The following is a 19,307-nucleotide window of genomic DNA, read 5'->3' on the forward strand; positions in this document are numbered from 1 at the left end:
TAGTGTTATAAATGGGCTTGAATGGTTTCTAATACGGCGCGCGCTTGAGAGGGTTCAAGAGGTTGACCTTGGGCGGTTTGGATAATCACAATGCTGTGCTGACCTTGGTCAGCTAGGCGCACGAGATAGTGTGGGCGGGGAGGGGCTTGGGTGTTTTGAGGTTGATTGCCCCAGAGTTTGTTCCATAGGCTTTGTTGGTTGGTTTGTGCGTCGCTTTGTGGAGCGTAGCGCACGAGATAGGCGCCATCCTTTTGATTTTGTTGCTCAAAGGCGAAGCTGGCATTATCAAGAGCGATGCCTAAAATGCGCCATGCATAGGCATATTCACCGTTGATGATGAGTGCAGGTTGCGCGTCTGGTAATAGGGTGAGTTGGGTTTGTATGCCTGTATTTTGATGTGCTTGTGTGGCGTTTGTGTTGTGGTGTTGGCGACGTTGTTCAGCAGAGATAAAAAGTGCTAAACGGCGCGTCATTTCAAGTTGTAAGGCTGGATTGTCGTTATCTGAGAGGCTCCAAGCAAAGCCTGAAGGGTCTTTCTCTGAGAGGTGGTCATATTGGGGTTCTTCTACTGCTTGTGTGTAAAGTAAGGTTACTTGGGTGGTGGTTGGGCTGACTTTGCTAAATTGGATGCGGTAGCGGTCGCGCTCGCCACTGTCGCTAATAAATTCGACTAAACTTCCAATAAAACCACTTAATCCTGCTGAGGGAGTATTGGCGCGGTTTTCTAGCCAATCTGTTTGCATGATGCCGAGGCTAGGTTCTTGAGTGGTTAGGCGGATACCGTTGTTATCCCAATAGCGTTTGACAAGTTGCCAAGTGGTGGTGGCGTCGTTATTAACCAGTAAATAAGGCAGTGTACCATTTGTTTCAATTACTTCTACACCATAAAGCTCGGGCAACACTTCAATATAACCTCGACTGTTGCGAATGGCGTTATCTTGTTGGTAGGCTTGATAGCTGGCGATAATGTTGGGATTAAAATCAGGGATGATTAGCTGGTCATCAATGGCAGCGCTGGAAAGGTTGGGCGGAATTTCTAGTTGTTTGCCTACGCTACTTTGACGGTAATCAGGGCGTCTATCGGGGATTGCGTCCCGAATATTGCCTGTACAGGCGCTAAGAGCCAAGGTGCTAGAAAGTGCAGTTAGAGTGATAATAAATTTATTCACAGGATTACCTTTTTTATCGTGTGGCTTGAAAAGGCGGTTATTCTATAGGATTTTTGCCTGCTGTAGAGCTTTTTCTACGATGGATTGATGCTCTTCATCCAGTTCAACGAGTGGCAGGCGAATGCCATTGTCAATTTTTCCCATGCGTTGCAATGCCCATTTTACAGGCATGGGGTTGGTTTGAGTAAACATGGCCTCATGCAAGGTTGCAATGCTTTGATTAAGCGCCAAACAGGCGGATTCATCGCCTTTGAGTCCTTTATCGATGAGGTCATGCATTTGTTTGGGCGCAATATTAGCGGTAACGGAAATGACGCCATCAATCAGTCCACTGCACACAGCGCGAGCGCTAATGCCGTCTTCTCCACAAAGAATTGAAAAGTTGCTTGGGCGTGGGAAATGTTGGCGCAAAATTTCAAGGCGTTCGTAGGTGCTGGCTTCTTTAATGCCGACGATATTTTTGATTTTAGCCAGTTCAACGACAGTTTCAGGGAGCAGGTCGCATGATGTCCGCCCAGGGACGTTATAGAGTAATAAAGGAAGTGGCACAGATTGCGCAATTTGTGAAAAATGACGGTATAAGCCACTTTGTGGGGGTTTGTTGTAATAGGGGACAACTTGTAATGTGGCATCGCATCCGCCCTGATAAGCAGAGAATGTTAGGTCAATCGCTTCTTTGGTAGCATTAGCGCCTGCACCTGCAATAACAGGGACGCGCTTATTGACGCACTCAACACTAAAACGAATCACTGCTTTATGTTCATCATGGCTTAAAGTGGCGGATTCTCCCGTGGTGCCAACCGATACGATGGCATCAGTGCCTTGTTGGATTTGCCATTCAATAAGGGTTTCTAATGCTTGCCAATCAATTGTGCCGTCTGCGCTCATGGGGGTGACTAGGGCGACCATAGAACCTGTAAACATATTTTTCTCCTATAATTTGCTGTCATGGTATGCGTTTTGTGGCATAAAAATCAAGCTTGAATACAGAGAGGAAAAAGCGCGATATTTTTATTATTAGGCGTTAAGATATCATCTTTTTTTTAATTAAATTGTGAGGATATATGGCAAAGCAATCAAAACTTGATTGGGAAGAATTGGCTAAATTGGAAGTAGCAAGCACTGACAATATAAATTTCAAAATGGGGGATTTGCTTGGGCGGTGGTGTGTGATTTATTTCTATCCTAAGGACTTAACCTCTGGATGCACAACAGAAGGGCAGGATTTTAGAGATTATTTTGCTGAATTTGCATCGCTTGGGGTGGATATTTATGGGGTGTCGCGTGATAACTTGAGTTTGCATGAAAAGTTTAAGGAAAAACATGATTTCCCTTTTGCTTTGTTGAGTGATTCTGAAGAAAAATTGTGTCAGGCTTTTGATGTGATTAAAGAAAAGAAAAATTTTGGCAAGACTTATATGGGGATTGTACGCAGTACATTTTTGCTTAATGCTGAGGGTGAGGTGGTCAAATCATGGCGCAATGTGAAGGTTAAGGGGCATGTGCAGGCGGTACTTGAGGCGACTCGTGAGTTAAAAAAGGATTTGTTGGATTAACGTTTGGTGGCGTAAATAGGATAAGAGTCGCCATCCCATTGATGTTTATCATCAGGAATAAAGACCAGCGCATCGCCGTTGTGGTTGGAAACAATCCAGCCACCTGGCACGGCGCTACGGTATAAATTTGGTACAACTTTGTTTTTACTTTTAAGGCGTTGCCAAGTCAAAGTTGGGGTAGTTGAATCAAAAAGGTTTAAGAATTTCATGCTTCTGTTTGGTCTTTATTGTGTTTTTTAAAATGGATGAGCAGGATTGAGATGGCTGCAGGGGTAACACCTGAGATGCGCGCGGCTTGCGCGATGTTTTCTGGTTGTACTTTTTGTAGTTTTTCCGCTACTTCTGCCGAAAGGCTGGTAACTTGGCGGTAGTCGTAGGGAATGGGTAATTTTTGTTGTTGGTGTTTTTGAATTTTTTCAACTTCGAGTTGTTGGCGGCTGATATAGCCAGCGTATTTATTTTGAATTTCTACTTGCTCAATAACGCTAGGTTTTAGGTCGGGATTTTGTGAAATAGCGCCGAAGTCGATAAGGCTTTGGTAGTTGATTTCAGGGCGCTTTAAGAGTTCCTGTGCGCTAATGGATTGTTTGAGTTCGGGATATTGTTTGGGGTTGACTAGGGTTTGTGCAAGTTGCTGTTGGGTGTGTTCAATAGCATCGAGTTTGGCGCATAGGGTTTCATAGCGATATTGGCTAACCAATCCTAGTTGATGCCCAATTGGAGTGAGACGGGCATCAGCATTGTCTTCTCTTAGAAGTAGGCGGTGTTCAGCGCGTGAGGTAAACATGCGGTAGGGTTCGCTAGTGCCTTGGGTAATCAGATCATCTACTAATACACCAAGATAGGCTTGGTCGCGCAAGGGATACCATGGGTCTTGCTCTTTAATGCGCAGCGCGGCATTGAGTCCAGCAAGAAGTCCTTGAGCGGCTGCTTCTTCATAGCCTGTTGTGCCGTTGACTTGTCCTGCAAAAAATAGGTTGCGAATGTGTTTGCTTTCCAGATGATGATAGAGACCTTGAGGATTAAAAAAATCGTATTCGATGGCATACCCTGGGCGAGTGATAAAGGCGTTTTCTAGTCCTTTGATGGAGTGGATGTATTTAAGCTGTGCTTCAAAAGGAAGGCTGGTAGAGACGCCGTTTGGATACAGTTCGTTAGTGGTGAGGCTTTCGGGTTCGATAAAAACTTGATGGCTGTTTTTATCGCTAAAACGCATGACTTTATCCTCAATCGAGGGGCAGTAGCGAGGGCCGCTGGCATGAATGACGCCACTATAAATAGGGGATTGATCAAGATATTGGCGGATGATGTCGTGCGTTTGTTCGTTGGTATGTGCGATATAGCAAGAGACTTGGCGTGGATGTTGGTTGATGTTGCCTAGATAGGAAAAGACTGGGCGCTCTATATCGCCAGCTTGTTCGGTTAACATAGAAAAATCAACACTGAGCGCATCTAATCTTGGGGGGGTGCCAGTTTTTAGGCGAGCGACGTCAAAAGGGAGGTCGCGCAATTTTTCTGCCAAATCAATCGCGGCAGGGTCGCCTGCTCGTCCACCTGAGAAACCATTTAATCCAACGTGGATTTTACCGCCCAAGAATGTGCCAGCGGTAATGACAATACAATGTGCATAAAAATCAATTTGATGCTTGGTGCTTACGCCACAAACTTGATCACCTTTTAAAAGAAGGTCGGTTACAGGTGATTGGAAAATATCCAAATTCTCTTGATTTTCGACCATGCTGCGAATAGCGCTACGATAAAGATTACGGTCAGCTTGCGCGCGGGTAGCGCGAACAGCGGGACCTTTGCGACTATTAAGCGTGCGCCACTGTATGCCGGCTTGGTCAGCTGCTTTTGCCATAAGACCATCTAAAGCATCGATTTCTTTAACAAGATGACCTTTGCCAATACCGCCAATGGCTGGATTGCAACTCATTTGTCCGATGGTTTCGATGTTGTGCGTAAGTAATAAAGTAGAGACGCCCATACGTGCTGCTGCACAAGCGGCTTCTGTGCCTGCATGACCGCCGCCAACGACGATAACATCATAGTGTTTTGGATAATTCATGGCGCAAGATAAGGAGTTAAAAGGGGCGCTATGATACGTTGTTCAATAAGTGTTTTCAATGATTTTGCAGGGCTTATAGTTAAAGAATCTGTATTAAATGAGCGAGTAGGCGGCGAATAAGGTTGAGTAAAAATAAAGCGGCTATAGGAGAGAAATCTAATCCGCCAAAAGAAGGGATTAGGCGACGAATGGGAGCGAGTAGCCACTCGTGGCAACTGAGCATGATTTGCATGACACTTTGACGAGGATTGGTTTGTAACCATGAGCCGATGACTGCAATAATCATGCTGTAAAAAACAATATCAATCCAAGTGTTTAAAAATAAAAATAAAAATACCAAATTTTAAACCAAGAGCAAGGTTATGCAGTAGCCCAATGCCAACTAGTATTGAAAGCAATAGGGCGACGAATAATGCGGAGAGGTCGTAGCGTTTAGTGCGAAAAAGAGCGCGAAAAGGTAAAACGATGGGATTGGTGAGTTCGTTAAGCTTTAAGACAATGGGGTTGACTCCAAGACGGTAAAGATTAACGTGAAAACGTACGATAAATACGCCAATAAATAATTTAATGAAAAAAATAAGTATGGACATCATGGTTACCAATCCTTTGTGAGGTCATCTTTTAACGCGCGATTTTTTTCTATTGTGGCGGTAAAGGTATTACGAACCAATGTGTCTATGTCGTGTGATTCCATGATTTTAATGCCTTCGGCGGTTGTGCCTCCTGCAACAGCAATTTTATCGCAGAAGTGTTTAAAACTAGGGGATGGGTCTTCGCTTTCTAGAGCAAGCGTCGCAGCGCCCATGGCGGTAACGGAAAGAATGTCAAAAAGTTCGTCTGCCTCAAAACCAAATTGTTCACCAGCTTGTGCCATAGACTGCATAAAACGAAACATAAAGGCTAGTCCGCTCCCTGATAGGGCAATAATGCCATCAAGCTGGATTTCATCGTCTAACCAAATGATAGAACCAGCGCTGTTGAAAATAGATTCAATGAGCGCCTCATCTTCCTCTAGGAGGTCAATATCGCTATAAAGTGCTGTAAGACCTGCTTGTTTTTCACTAGCAATATTCGGCATGGCTCGCACAATTAGCGCATCCCCTAGGATTTTGCGGTAGTCTTCTAATTCAATTCCAGCGGCTAGGGTGATGATGAGTTTGTCCTCTAAATTATATTGGCTTAATTGCGTTAGTACGTCGTGCATCTGCTGGGGTTTGACTCCAAGAATAATAACGTCGCTATCATGAACTAAGGCGGCGTTATCACAATGTGCGCGAATGTTAAATTGTTTGCCTACCGCTTGAGCATGTTCTGGGGTTTGGCAGGTGGCGCTCAGGCAATCGGGCGTGATGTTGGTTTGTTCGTCTGTTAAGATTGCTGAAAGGATGGCGCGATTCATATGGCCTGCGCCTAAAAAACCGATATTGGGGTGGCTCATTTGTACCTCTATTTTTAAAAAAAGTATTTTAACAGTTATGGGGGTTATTTTAAGTTAAAATGTTTTTCCTTTGGCGCAAGGCGTCAAAACTGAATTATTCTAATTGAATTAGGGAGTAGTTATGGCTGAAGCGATGAACTTAGATGACTTGTTACGATTTTGTGCACAACAAAAAGCCTCGGATTTGCATTTAAGCGCAGGGTTACCGCCAATGGTGCGGGTGGATGGGGATATTAAGCGTATTAATGCCCCTGTTTTAGAGACAGAAGATTTGCGCGATATGCTTTATGGCATTATGACCGATGAGCAAGTAAAAAACTTTGAATCCGATTGGGAAGCGGATTTTTCTATGCAATTGCGTGATGTTGCGCGCTTTCGTGTGAATGTGTTTAATCAAAATCGTGGGATGGGTGCGGTATTTCGTACTATTCCTAGTAAGGTTTTGACATTAGAAGAATTATCTGCGCCAGAAAAATTTAAGGAATTAATTGAAGTGGCGCGTGGATTGGTGTTGGTAACAGGCCCAACAGGTTCGGGTAAGTCTACTACTTTGGCGGCTATGCTCAATCATATTAATGAAACGAAAAGCGAGCATATTCTGACTGTAGAAGATCCGATTGAATTTGTGCATGAATCAAAAAAATGTTTGGTCAACCAGCGTGAAGTGCATAGAGATACCCAGAGTTTTGCCAATGCTTTGCGTGCCGCACTGCGGGAAGATCCAGATATTATTCTTGTAGGGGAGATGCGGGATTTGGAGACCATTCGTTTGGCGCTAACCGCGGCAGAAACTGGACACTTGGTTTTTGGAACCTTGCATACTAGTTCAGCTGCAAAAACTATTGACCGAATTATCGACGTATTCCCAGGAGATGAGAAACAGTTGGTGCGCTCCATGTTATCAGAATCTTTGCGTGCGGTTGTAGCACAAGCATTGGTTAAAAAAGTTGGCGGTGGACGGGCTGCAGCGCATGAGGTGTTGGTGGGAACTTCTGCGGTTAAAAACTTGATTCGTGAGGATAAAGTAGCGCAGATTTATTCAATGATTCAAACAGGTTCACAACATGGAATGCAAACGCTTGACCAAAGCTTGCAACGCTTGGTGCAACAGGGCGTGATAGACCGCGCTTCAGCAGCAGGTAAAGCAAATGACCGTAATTTGTTTATTTGAGTGAGTTTTAATTTAATTTAGTCACCGAGAGATTTTATGGATATTGATTCCCCAGATGTTGCGCGAAAGATTTTTGAAAAATTAGCGCATTTTGCTATTGAGAAAAAAGTATCGGATATTTTTATTAATTCTAATCAAAATGCCGCGGTTAAAATCGATGGGCAAATGATTTATTTACAAGATTTTTTCTTTGATGAGCAGGGAGTGTATTACTTTTTAGAAGCCATTGCTCAGCCTCAGTCGATTCAGCAGTTTAAAGACACGCACGAGCTCAATATGATGATTGAGATTAAGGGGTTAAGTTATTTTAGGGTGAATGTCTATATGCAGCGCAATATGCCTGGATTTGTTATGCGGACAATCCCTACTGAAATTCCTGTGTTTGAAGATTTAAAATTACCCTCTATTTTGGCAGAATTTTCTATGGCAAAGCGGGGGTTGATTATTCTTTGTGGCGCAACGGGAACGGGAAAATCGACTACTTTGGCTTCGATGATTGACTACCGCAATCGCCATAGTCAAAACCATATCATCACTGTAGAAGACCCGATTGAGTTTATGCATAAAAGTAAAAAATCGGTGGTCATTCAGCGTGAGGTGGGCATTGATACGGAGTCTTATGGGGCAGCTTTGAAAAACTCTCTGCGTCAAGCGCCTGATGTGATTATGATTGGTGAGATTCGAGATAGTGAGACTATGCAATATGCGATGCATTTTGCTGAAAGTGGGCACTTATGTTTGGCAACAATGCATTCTACGAATAGTCAACAAGCCATTGAGCGTTTGTATAACTTTTTCCCAAGAGAGTTGCGTAAGCAGTTGCAAGTAGAGTTGGCGCATAATTTAAAGGCTATTATTACTCAGCGTTTGTTGCGCCGTGCTGATGGTCAGGGGCGGATTGTATCTATGGAGATGATGCACAACACACCTTATATTGAACATTTGATTCATGAAGGGGAGTTGCACAAACTCAATGAGGCGATGAAGCGAGGCAATGAAGAAGATGGGGTGGTTACTTTTGATGAAAGTTTGTTTCGTCTGTATGAAGATGGCTATATCAGCTATGAAGAGGCGAAAAACTATATTGAGTCAGAAAATGACTTCCGCATTATGTTGCGTGCGCACAGTAAGCGTCCATTGCCCAAAGAGCTAGCCAGTAGTGGGCAGTCGTTTAAAGTACAAGATGATGCGGCGCTTGAGCAAGAAATGCTTAAAAAGCAGCGAGATGAGCTTAAAAAAATGCGTGAGTTACGTATGCAAAATATAAATAAGTCTTAAATTCTAATTAGTTATGACGCTTTATAACGCTGCTGACCTTGAGGTGTTAAAGGGGTTAGACCCCGTTCGTCAACGCCCTGGAATGTACACGGATACCACACGTCCGAATCATCTTGCTCAAGAGGTGCTTGATAATAGTGTAGACGAGGCATTGGCGGGGTATGCCAAAAATATTGAGGTGGTTTTGCATGCAGATGGTTCGCTATCTGTGCAAGATGATGGGCGCGGTATGCCAGTAGATAGTCATCCTGAGGAAAAAATTAGTGGGGTGGAGCTGATTTTAACGCGTCTACACGCAGGGGGAAAATTTAGTCGCAAAAACTATGCTTTTAGTGGCGGGTTGCATGGTGTTGGGGTGTCGGTGGTGAATGCGCTCTCTAAATGGTTGGTGGTGGAGGTTATGCGTGAGGGTTGGTTGTATCGGATGCGTTGTGAATATGGTGAGGTGGTTGAACCATTAGAAGCGGTTGAGAAAATCCCTAAGCGACGCCGTGGAACGCGTCTTCATTTTTCACCTGAAGCACGCTATTTTGATAGCGTGAATTTTTCTTTGCCTAAATTAAAGCATTTGCTTAAGGCAAAAGCGGTGTTGTGTGCAGGATTGCAGATTGATTTTTTACATGAGGCGAGTGGTGAGCGCTTATCGTGGCGTTATGAGGATGGTTTAGCGGCGTATTTAAAAGAGCAGATACAGGGTGAGGTTTTATTACCTGAGCCTTATATTTTGAATCATCAAGATGAGATGGGGGAGTTGTCGGTGGCGCTGACATGGGTTACTGAACCTTTGGGGGAGGCGGTGGGGGAGAGCTATGCCAATTTGATTCCCACAATTGCTGGGGGGACGCATGTTAATGGTTTGCGTACGGGTTTGGTGGAGGCGTTGCGGGAGTTTTGTGAGTTTCGGCAATTATTACCGCGAGGTGTGAAACTTGCGCCTGAGGATAGTTGGCATGGTTGTCAGTATGTGTTGTCGGTTAAAATTCCTGAGCCACAGTTTGCCAGTCAAACAAAAGAGCGCTTGAGTTCACGCCAGTGCGCAGGATGGGTAAGCGCGGTGATTAAGGACAAATTCAGTTTGTTTTTAAATCAATATCATGAGTTGGGTGAAGCGTTGGCGCAGTTGGCATTGCAACAGGCGCAAAAGCGGTTGCGCGCTAGTAAACAAGTGGTGCGGAAAAAGTATAGTAGTGGTCCTGCCTTACCAGGAAAATTAGCCGATTGTGTGAGTCAGGATTTGGCGCAGACAGAATTATTTTTGGTGGAGGGGGATTCCGCTGGGGGCTCAGCGAAGCAGGCGCGCGATCGTCATTTTCAGGCAATTTTGCCGTTGCGCGGTAAGATTTTAAATACTTGGGAGGTGGATTCTTCTGAGGTGATGGCTTCTCAAGAGGTGCATAATATTGCTGTGGCGTTGGGGGTTGACCCAGATTCTTCGGATTTATCTGATTTGCGCTATGGCAAAATTTGTATTTTGGCGGATGCAGATAGTGATGGTTTACATATTGCGACGTTGATTTGCGCGTTAATGGTGCGTCATTTTCCACAGGTGGTGCGTGCTGGGCATTTGTATATGGCGATGCCGCCGCTCTATCGTTTGGATGCAGGTAAGCGGATTGAATATGCTTTGGACGCTGGGGAGCGTGATGCGCTGATGCAAATGATTCGTCGCGATGGTTTTAAAGGCAATATTAATGTGACGCGTTTTAAGGGGTTAGGGGAGATGAATCCGCCTCAATTGCGCGAAACGACGATGAATCCTGATACACGTCGTTTGATTCAATTGCGCTTAAATGAGTCGGGTGATTTGCCTATTTTGGATATGTTGCTGACTAAAAAGCGGGCTAATGATAGAAGACGGTGGATTGAGACTTATGGTAACCGCGTTCAGACAACGCATTCTTTAGAAGATTAAAGGTTGGGGCTTGTGGAAGAATTTTTTAGATGTTGAGGCGTTTAGCGAGAAGGCGTATTTAGATTACGCCATGTATGTGATTTTAGACCGCGCGTTGCCTCATATTAAAGATGGGCTAAAGCCTGTGCAACGACGGCTGATTTATGCGATGTCAGAATTAGGGTTATCAGCACAATCAAAATATAAGAAATCAGCGCGCACGGTGGGGGATGTGTTGGGTAAATATCATCCGCATGGCGATAGTGCCTGTTATGAAGCGATGGTGTTAATGGCGCAAGATTTTAGTTATCGCTATCCGTTGATTGATGGTCAGGGGAATTGGGGTAGCGTGGATGATCCAAAATCATTTGCGGCAATGCGTTATACCGAATCACGTTTGACTGCTTATGCTAAATCACTCCTTGCGGAGTTGGATCAGGGGACGGTGCAATGGGTGGATAATTTTGATGGTACGCTCAGCGAACCAGCTTATTTGCCTGCGCGTTTGCCTAATATTTTGCTCAATGGGGCTTCAGGGATTGCGGTAGGGATGGCAACTGATATTGCACCGCATAATTTGCGCGAAGTGGTGAAGGCGTGTTGTGCATTGTTAGAGGATGCGAATTTATCTGATGAGGCGCTATTGGCTTGTATTCCTGCGCCAGATTATCCCACAGGGGGGGAGTTGATTACGCCAAAAGAGGAGGTGAAACAACTCTATCAAAGCGGACAAGGCTCTATTAAATTGCGCGCGACATACCGCATAGAAGAGGGGAATGTGGTGATTGAGCAGCTGCCGTATCAGGTTTCAAGCAGTAGGATTATTGAGCAAATCGCTAAGCAAATGCAGAGTAAAAAAATGCAGTGGCTAGAAGATGTGCGCGATGAATCAGACCATGAAAATAGGGTGCGGGTGGTGTTGATTCCACGCTCTAATCGCATAGATATCGAGTTATTAATGCAACATTTATTTGCAACAACTGACCTTGAGAAAAATTATCGCACGCAATTAAATGTGATTGGTTTGGATGGTAAACCGCAGGTAAAACCATTGCGCGTGCTATTAACTGAATGGCTTTCTTTTCGTAAAGAGAGCGTGCGCAAGGGGTTGATTCATCGTTTGCAACAGGTTGAGGCGCGTTTGCATGTGTTGCAAGGATTGATGATTGCATTTTTAAATCTTGATGAGGTCATTCGTATTATCCGTGAGGAAGAGGAGCCTAAGGCGATATTAATCGCGCATTTTGGCTTGTCAGAGCAACAGACAGAGACAATCCTAAACACGCGTTTGCGCCATTTAGCGCGTCTTGAGCAACTCAATATTCAAGCTGAGCAACAAAGCCTTGAAGATGAGCAAAAAAGTTTACAACAAACGCTCAATAGTGAGGCGAAATTAAATGCCACCATTACGGCACAATTACAACTTGATGCGCAAGCCTATGGCGATGCACGGCGGACGTTGATTGTAGAGCGCAGCAGCGCTACGGCGCTAACGCAAGCACAGCTTATGCCGAGTGAGGCATTAACGGTGGTGATTTCTAAAATGGGTTGGGTACGTGCTGCAAAGGGCTATGATGTAGATGGGCAAGCATTGCAATATAAAAGTGGAGATGACTTTGCTTTGCAAACCAATATCCGTAGTAATGCAACTTTAGCGCTATTGGCGCGCAATGGGCAAAGTTATTCGATGGCTGTGCATGATTTGCCTTCTGCAAGAGGATTTGGTGAGCCACTGAGTAGCACTTTAGCGTTAGATGCGCATAATGAGATTGTTGCCATGCAAGCCATTGAAGAAGCAAAAGAATATGTGGTTTGTGCCGATAATGGCTATGGATTTCGGATTTTAGGGCGTGATTTATACGCTAAAACTAAAACAGGTAAAACCTTGCTAACCTTAGGCGTACAGGCGCAGGCTTTGGCGCTATTACTTTTACCAGAGAAGCACTGCCATTTGTTTGTATTGAGCAATGAAGGGCGTGCGCTGTTGTTTTCACCACAAGAATTGCCGTTAATGAGCAAAGGAAAGGGAAATCAGTTGTTGTCTATTAGTAAGAATGCATTTATGCAGGGGGTTAAGTTAACGCAGGCAGTGGTTGTCGGGGAGAATGAGGATATAGTGCTTTATAGCGGAAAACAAAAAATGACGATTAAAGTAAAAGACCGCGAGATATACGACCATGCGCGTGGGCATAAAGGCGTTTTGCTACCAAAAGGCTATCGCCGAGTGGAGCGTGTTGAAGTGGTGGGCTAGTCGATGAAAAAATTAACGATTACAGAGTTGGATAAAACGCTACATGCTTTCCTTGAAGCGGTTAAGCCTTTAGTTGATGAGAAAATTTTTGCGCAAACGCAAGCGGTAACTACTGAATTTGCTGAAGGGGTAGGGGAGGTACTAAACGAAGCCTTGCTATTACATGCGCAGGCAACTGCTGGGTCGTGGGTATTTGATATTTGGCGTGAGCACTGTTTGCTTAATCATGATTCATTGCCACTCTCAAGTAATGTTGGGGTAAAAATAGAATGGCAGGCAACACAAAATGGTTTGAAGCGGTTGGCTTTTTTTACGCATTGCATTGCGCAGGTGCACCGCTTGTATTTTCTAGGGCAATTAGAAGAGCGGTTAAAACAATTAAATTTGCCCTATTCGCCAGAGCCATGGCAAATCTTATTGGGAGCGGGTCGTCGTCCTGATTATCCACAAGATCATTATATTTTTAATCCAGAAAATGCCAAAGGGCGCCATGCCATCGTGTTGTTTAAAGGTAAGGCATGGAAAATGACGCTTATAGATGAAAAAAGTCGTCTTGCTAACCCCGCGCAAATTGAGAAGGTGCTCTATCAAATTCAAAGCAGTGGACACTTTGAACCTGATATTTTATTCACCGCACCCTCTGTTTTACCAACAGAAGAAGCATTAGAAGTGCGAAAACAAATGATTTCACGGGCAGATAATGGACGGATTTGGCAACAAATAGAATCCGCCTTATTTGTTATTAGCATTGATAATGGACATCACAATGATGATGAAGATGCATTACATGATATTAGCTTTGGGGAGGGGGATGGGATTTGGGCGTATAAGCCGTTTAATTATCGCTATCATCTGCAAGATAATCGTTTGTATGTCAATGTAGAACATACTTGGGTTGATGCGCATATTATCGATGAGATTTTGATGGTAGCGCAAGAGCATTATCACCAACAAGCGTTTGCCCGTAAAAATGACTTGCCCGAATATCTTGATGTAGAACTTTTGGATTGGACGATTGAGACCAATACACGCGCTTTAATTAAAGAACATTTGGTGGACTTTCAACGTCGTAGTGAGGCAATGAGCGTTACCATTCATGATATTTTTCTCAGTAAAAACGAAAGCCAATTACTAAAGCAAGAAAATAGCGACGCCATTATTCAATTGCTGTTGCAATATGCGCAAAAGGTAACCTATGGCAGTATCCGCAGTACCTATCAAACAATTGGAACTTATCACGAACATAATGGTTGTGGGGATAACATTCGCACTGTTTCAGAAATTAGCGTAGCGTTAGTAGAGGAAATGTTGCGCAATCAAAGCAATGAATCGCTATTTGCGCGCTATTTAGAAGAGTATCAGCAAAAATTACAGCGCGCAGAGTTAGAGTTAAGTTTGGACTATCATTTGCAAGGTTTGCAAGCGATGGCAGAAGCGCAGGGCTTGGAAGTGGCATTTTTTGAAAATGAAGGATTTAAGCGCTTGCAAGAAAACTTTATAACGACCACCTCTTATGCGCAACAACAAATGATTAGTCATGTAGCCTATGCGCCGAGTTATGATGGTGGTTTGGCGATAGATTATAGTTTGCAAAGAAGCAATATTACCTTTGTGATTACCCATAAGCGCAGTGAGTTGCCTAATGTAACGCAATTCACTCAAGCCCTTCAGTCAGGTCTTAAAAAGCTTTTGCGCTTATTTAACGAAGTAGAGAATAAGCATGTTCCAAGCTATTATCGGCTAGATTAGTGCGCCTTGGATATTCTTTAATAATTAAGTTTTTAGAAAAATATCAGCTTAGGGTAGAGTGAAATTTCCTGCACCGCGGCGCTCATAACGTCGCCATGCTTCAATAATGGCTTTAACAACAGTGGCTAATGGAATGGCAAAAAAAATCCCCAAATCCCCATAATCCCCAAAAATTAATACGGAAATAATGATGGCAACAGGATGAATATTAACCGCTTCAGAGAAAATTAAAGGCGCAATGACATTGCCATCTAAAATTTGAATAATGCTATATAAACCTGCAATCCACCAAAAAGTGCTGTTAATACCAAATTGCATATAAGCAACGGCTAAAATAGGGACTGTTACAACAGTGGCGCCAATATAAGGAATCAGGACGGATAAACCAACCATCAAACTTAGCAATAATGAATATTGTAAACCAAATAAATGTAGCGGAATAAAAGTAAGACACCAAACGACTAAAATTTCTGTGAATTTACCGCGAATATAATTTCCAATTTGAATATCAACTTCTTGCCAAATATCTTGCAAAATTTGTTTATTTTCTGGCAAGAATCGCCCAAGCCAAGTGAGAATAATGGCTTTATCTTTAAGCATAAAGAACACTAAAATTGGCACGAGAATGGCATAGATTAAAGTTGTTAATATGGCAAGAAGGGAAGCAAATAATTTACCGCTAAATAAATTACGACTAAGGCGAGTCAGTTCTAAATTAATATTAGCGATAATTTGATTAATATCTTGCTCAGTAAGTAAATTAGGAAAACGTTGGGGTAGAATTTGTAAGTGTTGTTGTCCAAGTAAAATATATTCGGGAAGGTCGTTAATAAGAGTTTTAGCCTGAAATAAAATGGTAGGGGCTAAAATAAAAAAGATATAAAAAATAAAGCTACTAAAGATTAGAAATACGATACTAACTGCTGCAATACGAGGAATATTAAAGTGTGTGATTTTTTTAATTACACCTTCTAATAAGTAGGCAATGACGACAGCAACAATAACTGGCAATAGCCATTGCCCTAAAATATAAAATGTTAATCCTAATGTGAGAAGAAAAAAGACTAAAGCAACTAATGAAGGGTTGCTTAAAAAACGTTGTAGCGGTTGCCAAAGAGTTTTCATGAAAAATTATATTCAAGCCCAGATAGTTGACTGATAGAGGGTCAACTATCTGGAAAAGTTTATAGATTTTTAGAAGATTCTGAAGGGGCTTCTAATGGCTGATATTGTTCTTTTATTAGAGGCAGGAAATCTCCTTCAAGAGTATTTTTCGCGCTAATTTGATGCACGCTTTGGCGATAAGCCGCTAGGGCAGCACGCGGTTGTTGTTGTGCTTCGAGAATTTGCCCCCAAAGCGCGAACGCCTCAGCGGTTTGCTTGAGTGTTAGCGATTGTTCAATATGTTTGCTGGCAATCTCATAGCGTTTAGCGCGGTAGGCTGTTAGCGCATAGGCATAATGAAAAATGGCATTATCACTAAAATGCCCACTAAGGTTATCAAACAAAGAGAGTTGTTCGTGGGCTTGTGCATTTTCAAGCTGGCTGTATGCTTGAATGAGCGTTAAATCGTGGGTACGTTTAATTTCTGTTGTAAGTAGGCGCTGTGCCTCTTGTGGATGAGCGTTTTCAACTAATGCATTAGAAAATTCGATAATCATTGCAGGGTCTTGACGCACATCTTTAGGCAATTTTTTCCACGCGCTTTCTAATTGAGCATGGTTTTCTTGTTCGGCGGTATCAGTTAAAAGCCTTTGGCATAGAGCGTTTTACGCGCTTCGTAGGCTTGTGTGCCGAGTTGGGATTTAATTTGTGGAAGTAAGGACCATGCTTTTTGCCATTGTTTTTGTGCGGCATAAGTTGTATCTAATAGACTGATAATTTTGATATTTTTAGGTTCGCGTTCATAGAGTTTTTCTAATAGCGGTTGTGCTTTGCCATAGTCTTGGCTATCAACATACATTTGCGCTTCACTTAGATAGGTTAAAGACAATTGTTGTTCGCCAGCTTTTTGTCGCGCTTTAAGTAGATATTGATTGCGGCGCTCATCAGCTTGTTGGTAAGTGGCAGCAATAGCTGCATTTTCATAGAAAATTACAGAATCTTTCCTTAATTCATCATTTAATTTTGCGCCTTTAATGAGATGTTTTTCTGCTTTGCTGTAATGCCCTAAAGCAAGTTCGCTTAGACCTTTATGCAGGTAGGTATGTGCTTTGCGTTCTTTGCGCGTTTGTAGATTGCGCGAAAAGAGTTTGGGTGAGCGCCACACAAAGATAAGCATTTTTAGCAGATAAAGCGCCAATACTGAGAAAACAAAGGATAAAATCAGCCAGACAACTAGATTCATGCTAATTATTTGGTCAGCATAATGAATGACTAACTCAGCAGGGAAGGTGCGGATAAGATAGCCGATGCTAACCGCTGCAACTAAAATCAATAAGGCGATAATAAAGCGAATCATGATTACTCCTGTGTGGCAGCTTGTGTGAAGGCATCTACCAGCTCAGCGAGTGTGGGTAAAGAACTGGTACTATTTTTAAGGGTTTCTATAGTGTCAAGCGCTTGTTTTACACTAGGCTGGGTAGTGTCAAAATAAGTGCTGATGTGTGTTTGTAGGCGTTCAGCGGTTTGTTTGTAGCTTTCTGTGTTATTAAATAATAAGGCATTGCGTGCAAATGCGAGGTCTAAGCGGATATTTTGACGAATGATTTGCTGAAGTTGCCAATTAGCATTAATCCAAGCTAAACCATCATCATCTGCTTTGGTAACGGTGATGGCTTTACTGAGAGTTTTAGAAAGTGCGTTTTTAGCGCGCGTTATCATGTTTTGATTAGACGTTGAAGGGTTTTCTTCACTCGCTGGCGTGGCTTGTGTTGCGGTGGTTTTAAATTCCCATGTGTGGCTATTTTCTAAAATCTCTTCTAGCAATTTTGCTGGTGCGGGTTGCTCTGCAAGAATTTTATATTGTGAGATTTTTTCTTGGATTTGCGCTTTTAACGATGGATAAGGCGCTTGCTCTAAATTAAAAGTGGAAAATTGTGCTTGTGCTTTTTCAAGATATTGCACAACGCCATCTGCTTGTCCAGCAAGGGCAGCAGCATTTGCAAGGTGTAGAAGTTGCAAAACGGGATAGGGGTTAGCGCGTGTTTGGAGTTGGGTAAATTGTTCTTCAATTTCTTGAGCGCGCTGGTTGATTTCATGCACTGCTTGTTGGGCATTTTGCTGAATTTTGCTCGTTTCTTCGCTCAAATCAATTTGAGGATTAGAGGATTGAACGGAGAATTGCTTAAGCGCCTGATTGATTTTTTGTTCGACTTCATCTGCTGTTAAAGTGTGATTGTGTTGATTGAGGCGATTAATTTCATTGTCAATATACGCTTGGATTTGCTCGGCGCTAACAGGCTCATTTTGTTGGGCTTGTAGATGTTCATGAATGCGCTGTTCTAACTTTCATCACTGATTGGTTGGGTTTGTGCAGTGTGCTCAAGTTGAGTGAGGCGTTGTTCTAAGGTTTTTAAGGTTTGATTATATTGTTCGTTTTGATTGCTGAGTGTGGCGATTTGTTGGTTTAGTTCTGTAGCTGTGGGTTGTTGCGTGTCATCTTGAGTGTTTAGATTGTAAACACTGATTGCCAATGCGCCCAGAGCAATGGCAAAGGCAAGATAAGACAGTTTGTTGCTTCCGCCGTTGTTGTTTTGATGGTTGCTGTGGGTTGTATGGTTGTTATTTGTAGGTGGTGGGGTAGGGGCTTTGGGTTTGTCGGTGTTGGGTGGGTTGGATTTTTGGCTTGTTGGATTGTCAGCGATATTTTTAGGTTGGTCTTTGTTTATTTGTTCAGTCTTGGGGGTATGGGTTGATGGGCTAGAGGTGGAGTTGTTCTCAGATTTGGTTGGAGAGTTTAGCTCAGGCGTTGTGCTGGTTTTGGGGGCTGCTTTATGCTCAGGCTCGCTAGGCTTTGCGGGTACAGGGGCATTATTTGGAGAGGTGTTAGGAGTTTTCGTGGGCTCTGGTGTAGTTTTATTTTTAGCTGGTGTGGTTTTGTTGTTATTTTTATTAGGCTGGTTGGGTTGATTTTTTTTCTGGCTCATAGGGTTCTCCTTTGTGTATGCCACCAAGTGATGAGGGCTTCGATTATGGCGTCATCGCTGGCTCGTTGGGCGGAAATTCGCTGTTGAAATCCTAGTTGTTGTGCATAGGCGCTCACGCTTTTGCTGATTGCAACAATAAAAGTGCGGCATTGTAGCAGTTTTAGATGGGAATGCGGATAATTTTGCATAAGGCAATCAAGGGCGGAGCGACTGGCGATGGTGAGGGCATGTGCTTGGCTGCTGTGTTGAATTTGTTGCAAAGTGAAGGTGGCGCAGTGGCGTTGGTAGGGGTAGTGGGTGGTTAGATGATTGTGTTGGCTTAGGGTTTGGCTTAGTAAGAGTCGTCCGTTGGGTGCGGTAATAAGGGCAATGCGTTGGTTTTGGGGTAAAAATACTTAAGAGCGCTTCGCTGTTATAAGGAGCTGGGGCGGTGAGGATAGGGTTGGTGGTGTAGGTTTTAAGTTGTTGGGTGGTTTTTTCACCAATGCTGATGAGTTGTTGGTGGGCTTTAGGGTGGGTTTGGCGGAAGTAATGCTGTACGGCGTTGGCGCTGGTGAAAATTAGGCTATCAGCTTCTTGTAGTTGTTGGTGGTCTTTTGGGGTGAGTTGAAGCGGGAGAAGGCTAAGCAGGGGGAGAGTGCTCACCTG

The 19,307-nt window shown here is 43.3% G+C and carries 18 protein-coding genes and 1 pseudogene; 6 read left to right on the forward strand and 13 right to left on the reverse strand.

All coding sequences use genetic code 11. The features are described 5' to 3' along the window. Positions 1-5: 5 nt before the first annotated feature. Both bamC and dapA read right to left on the reverse strand, forming a co-directional pair. A complete protein-coding gene (gene bamC, locus A5N84_RS08690; protein WP_233120078.1) occupies positions 6-1,169 on the reverse strand; it encodes an outer membrane protein assembly factor BamC in 1,164 nt (387 codons plus the stop codon). Between the two features lie 42 nt (positions 1,170-1,211). Continuing rightward, on the reverse strand, positions 1,212-2,093 hold the full coding sequence (gene dapA, locus A5N84_RS08695; RefSeq protein ID WP_072282057.1) for a 4-hydroxy-tetrahydrodipicolinate synthase: 882 nt from the start codon (positions 2,091-2,093) through the stop codon (positions 1,212-1,214). Positions 2,094-2,233: 140 nt separating this feature from the next. On the opposite strand from dapA, the gene A5N84_RS08700 reads away from it, so the two are divergent. Further along, complete coding sequence (locus A5N84_RS08700; RefSeq protein WP_072282058.1) at positions 2,234-2,725, forward strand: peroxiredoxin; 492 nt, start codon at positions 2,234-2,236, stop codon at positions 2,723-2,725. On the opposite strand, the gene A5N84_RS08705 is transcribed toward A5N84_RS08700, so the two are convergent. From A5N84_RS08705 to proC, 5 genes are all read right to left on the reverse strand, one after another. After that, positions 2,722-2,934: a hypothetical protein gene (locus A5N84_RS08705; protein ID WP_072282059.1), complete on the reverse strand. Its 213-nt coding sequence runs from the start codon at positions 2,932-2,934 to the stop codon at positions 2,722-2,724. The genes A5N84_RS08700 and A5N84_RS08705 overlap by 4 nt on opposite strands. Next, positions 2,931-4,793 carry a tRNA uridine-5-carboxymethylaminomethyl(34) synthesis enzyme MnmG gene (mnmG, locus tag A5N84_RS08710; protein WP_072282060.1) on the reverse strand — a complete coding sequence of 621 codons (1,863 nt, stop codon included), beginning with the start codon at positions 4,791-4,793 and terminating at the stop codon, positions 2,931-2,933. Before mnmG ends, A5N84_RS08705 begins: the two co-directional genes overlap by 4 nt. Positions 4,794-4,872: 79 nt before the next feature. Further along, positions 4,873-5,079 carry a YggT family protein gene (locus tag A5N84_RS12175; RefSeq protein WP_233120079.1) on the reverse strand — a complete coding sequence of 69 codons (207 nt, stop codon included), beginning with the start codon at positions 5,077-5,079 and terminating at the stop codon, positions 4,873-4,875. 16 nt (positions 5,080-5,095) lie between these two features. Beyond that, positions 5,096-5,386 carry a YggT family protein gene (locus A5N84_RS12180; protein ID WP_072282062.1) on the reverse strand — a complete coding sequence of 97 codons (291 nt, stop codon included), beginning with the start codon at positions 5,384-5,386 and terminating at the stop codon, positions 5,096-5,098. Positions 5,387-5,388: 2 nt separating this feature from the next. After that, positions 5,389-6,231, reverse strand: coding sequence for a pyrroline-5-carboxylate reductase (proC, locus tag A5N84_RS08725; protein ID WP_072282063.1), 843 nt, complete (start codon positions 6,229-6,231; stop codon positions 5,389-5,391). Positions 6,232-6,364: 133 nt separating this feature from the next. Here proC and A5N84_RS08730 point away from each other — a divergent pair, with 133 nt between their 5' ends. Genes A5N84_RS08730 through A5N84_RS08750 form a run of 5 tightly spaced genes read left to right on the forward strand, consistent with a single transcriptional unit; the run spans position 6,365 to position 14,571 of the window. After that, positions 6,365-7,402 carry a type IV pilus twitching motility protein PilT gene (locus tag A5N84_RS08730; protein ID WP_072282111.1) on the forward strand — a complete coding sequence of 346 codons (1,038 nt, stop codon included), beginning with the start codon at positions 6,365-6,367 and terminating at the stop codon, positions 7,400-7,402. A gap of 36 nt (positions 7,403-7,438) precedes the next feature. Next, positions 7,439-8,680: a PilT/PilU family type 4a pilus ATPase gene (locus tag A5N84_RS08735; protein WP_072282064.1), complete on the forward strand. Its 1,242-nt coding sequence runs from the start codon at positions 7,439-7,441 to the stop codon at positions 8,678-8,680. Between the two features lie 13 nt (positions 8,681-8,693). Continuing rightward, positions 8,694-10,592, forward strand: a complete 1,899-nt coding sequence (gene parE / locus A5N84_RS08740) for a DNA topoisomerase IV subunit B (protein ID WP_072282065.1) — start codon at positions 8,694-8,696, stop codon at positions 10,590-10,592. 10 nt (positions 10,593-10,602) lie between these two features. Further along, the gene (gene parC / locus A5N84_RS08745; RefSeq protein ID WP_233120080.1) at positions 10,603-12,822 is read left to right on the forward strand and encodes a DNA topoisomerase IV subunit A; all 2,220 of its coding nucleotides are present in this window, start codon (positions 10,603-10,605) and stop codon (positions 12,820-12,822) included. A 3-nt stretch (positions 12,823-12,825) separates the two neighbouring features. Further along, a complete protein-coding gene (locus A5N84_RS08750; RefSeq protein WP_072282067.1) occupies positions 12,826-14,571 on the forward strand; it encodes a choline/carnitine O-acyltransferase in 1,746 nt (581 codons plus the stop codon). 48 nt (positions 14,572-14,619) lie between these two features. Here the strand turns inward: A5N84_RS08750 and A5N84_RS08755 are convergent, their stop codons facing one another. The 6 genes and pseudogenes from A5N84_RS08755 to A5N84_RS13110 all read right to left on the reverse strand — a co-directional run bounded on the left by A5N84_RS08755 (position 14,620) and on the right by A5N84_RS13110 (position 19,304). After that, positions 14,620-15,696: an AI-2E family transporter gene (locus A5N84_RS08755; RefSeq protein ID WP_072282068.1), complete on the reverse strand. Its 1,077-nt coding sequence runs from the start codon at positions 15,694-15,696 to the stop codon at positions 14,620-14,622. Between the two features lie 59 nt (positions 15,697-15,755). Next, positions 15,756-16,262 (reverse strand): heme biosynthesis protein HemY, encoded by a 507-nt coding sequence (locus A5N84_RS08760; RefSeq protein ID WP_072282069.1) that lies wholly within the window; start codon positions 16,260-16,262, stop codon positions 15,756-15,758. 53 nt (positions 16,263-16,315) lie between these two features. Next, the gene (locus tag A5N84_RS08765; protein ID WP_072282070.1) at positions 16,316-17,032 is read right to left on the reverse strand and encodes a heme biosynthesis HemY N-terminal domain-containing protein; all 717 of its coding nucleotides are present in this window, start codon (positions 17,030-17,032) and stop codon (positions 16,316-16,318) included. 2 nt (positions 17,033-17,034) lie between these two features. Beyond that, positions 17,035-17,820 carry a uroporphyrinogen-III C-methyltransferase gene (locus tag A5N84_RS08770; protein ID WP_072282071.1) on the reverse strand — a complete coding sequence of 262 codons (786 nt, stop codon included), beginning with the start codon at positions 17,818-17,820 and terminating at the stop codon, positions 17,035-17,037. Between the two features lie 194 nt (positions 17,821-18,014). After that, positions 18,015-18,659 carry a hypothetical protein gene (locus A5N84_RS10340; protein ID WP_072282072.1) on the reverse strand — a complete coding sequence of 215 codons (645 nt, stop codon included), beginning with the start codon at positions 18,657-18,659 and terminating at the stop codon, positions 18,015-18,017. Then, positions 18,656-19,304 (reverse strand): annotated as a pseudogene (locus tag A5N84_RS13110) (uroporphyrinogen-III synthase). Before A5N84_RS13110 ends, A5N84_RS10340 begins: the two are co-directional and overlap by 4 nt. Positions 19,305-19,307 lie beyond the last annotated feature (3 nt).

This window comes from Rappaport israeli, from assembly GCF_001888055.1.
Classification (GTDB): domain Bacteria; phylum Pseudomonadota; class Gammaproteobacteria; order Cardiobacteriales; family Cardiobacteriaceae; genus Rappaport; species Rappaport israeli.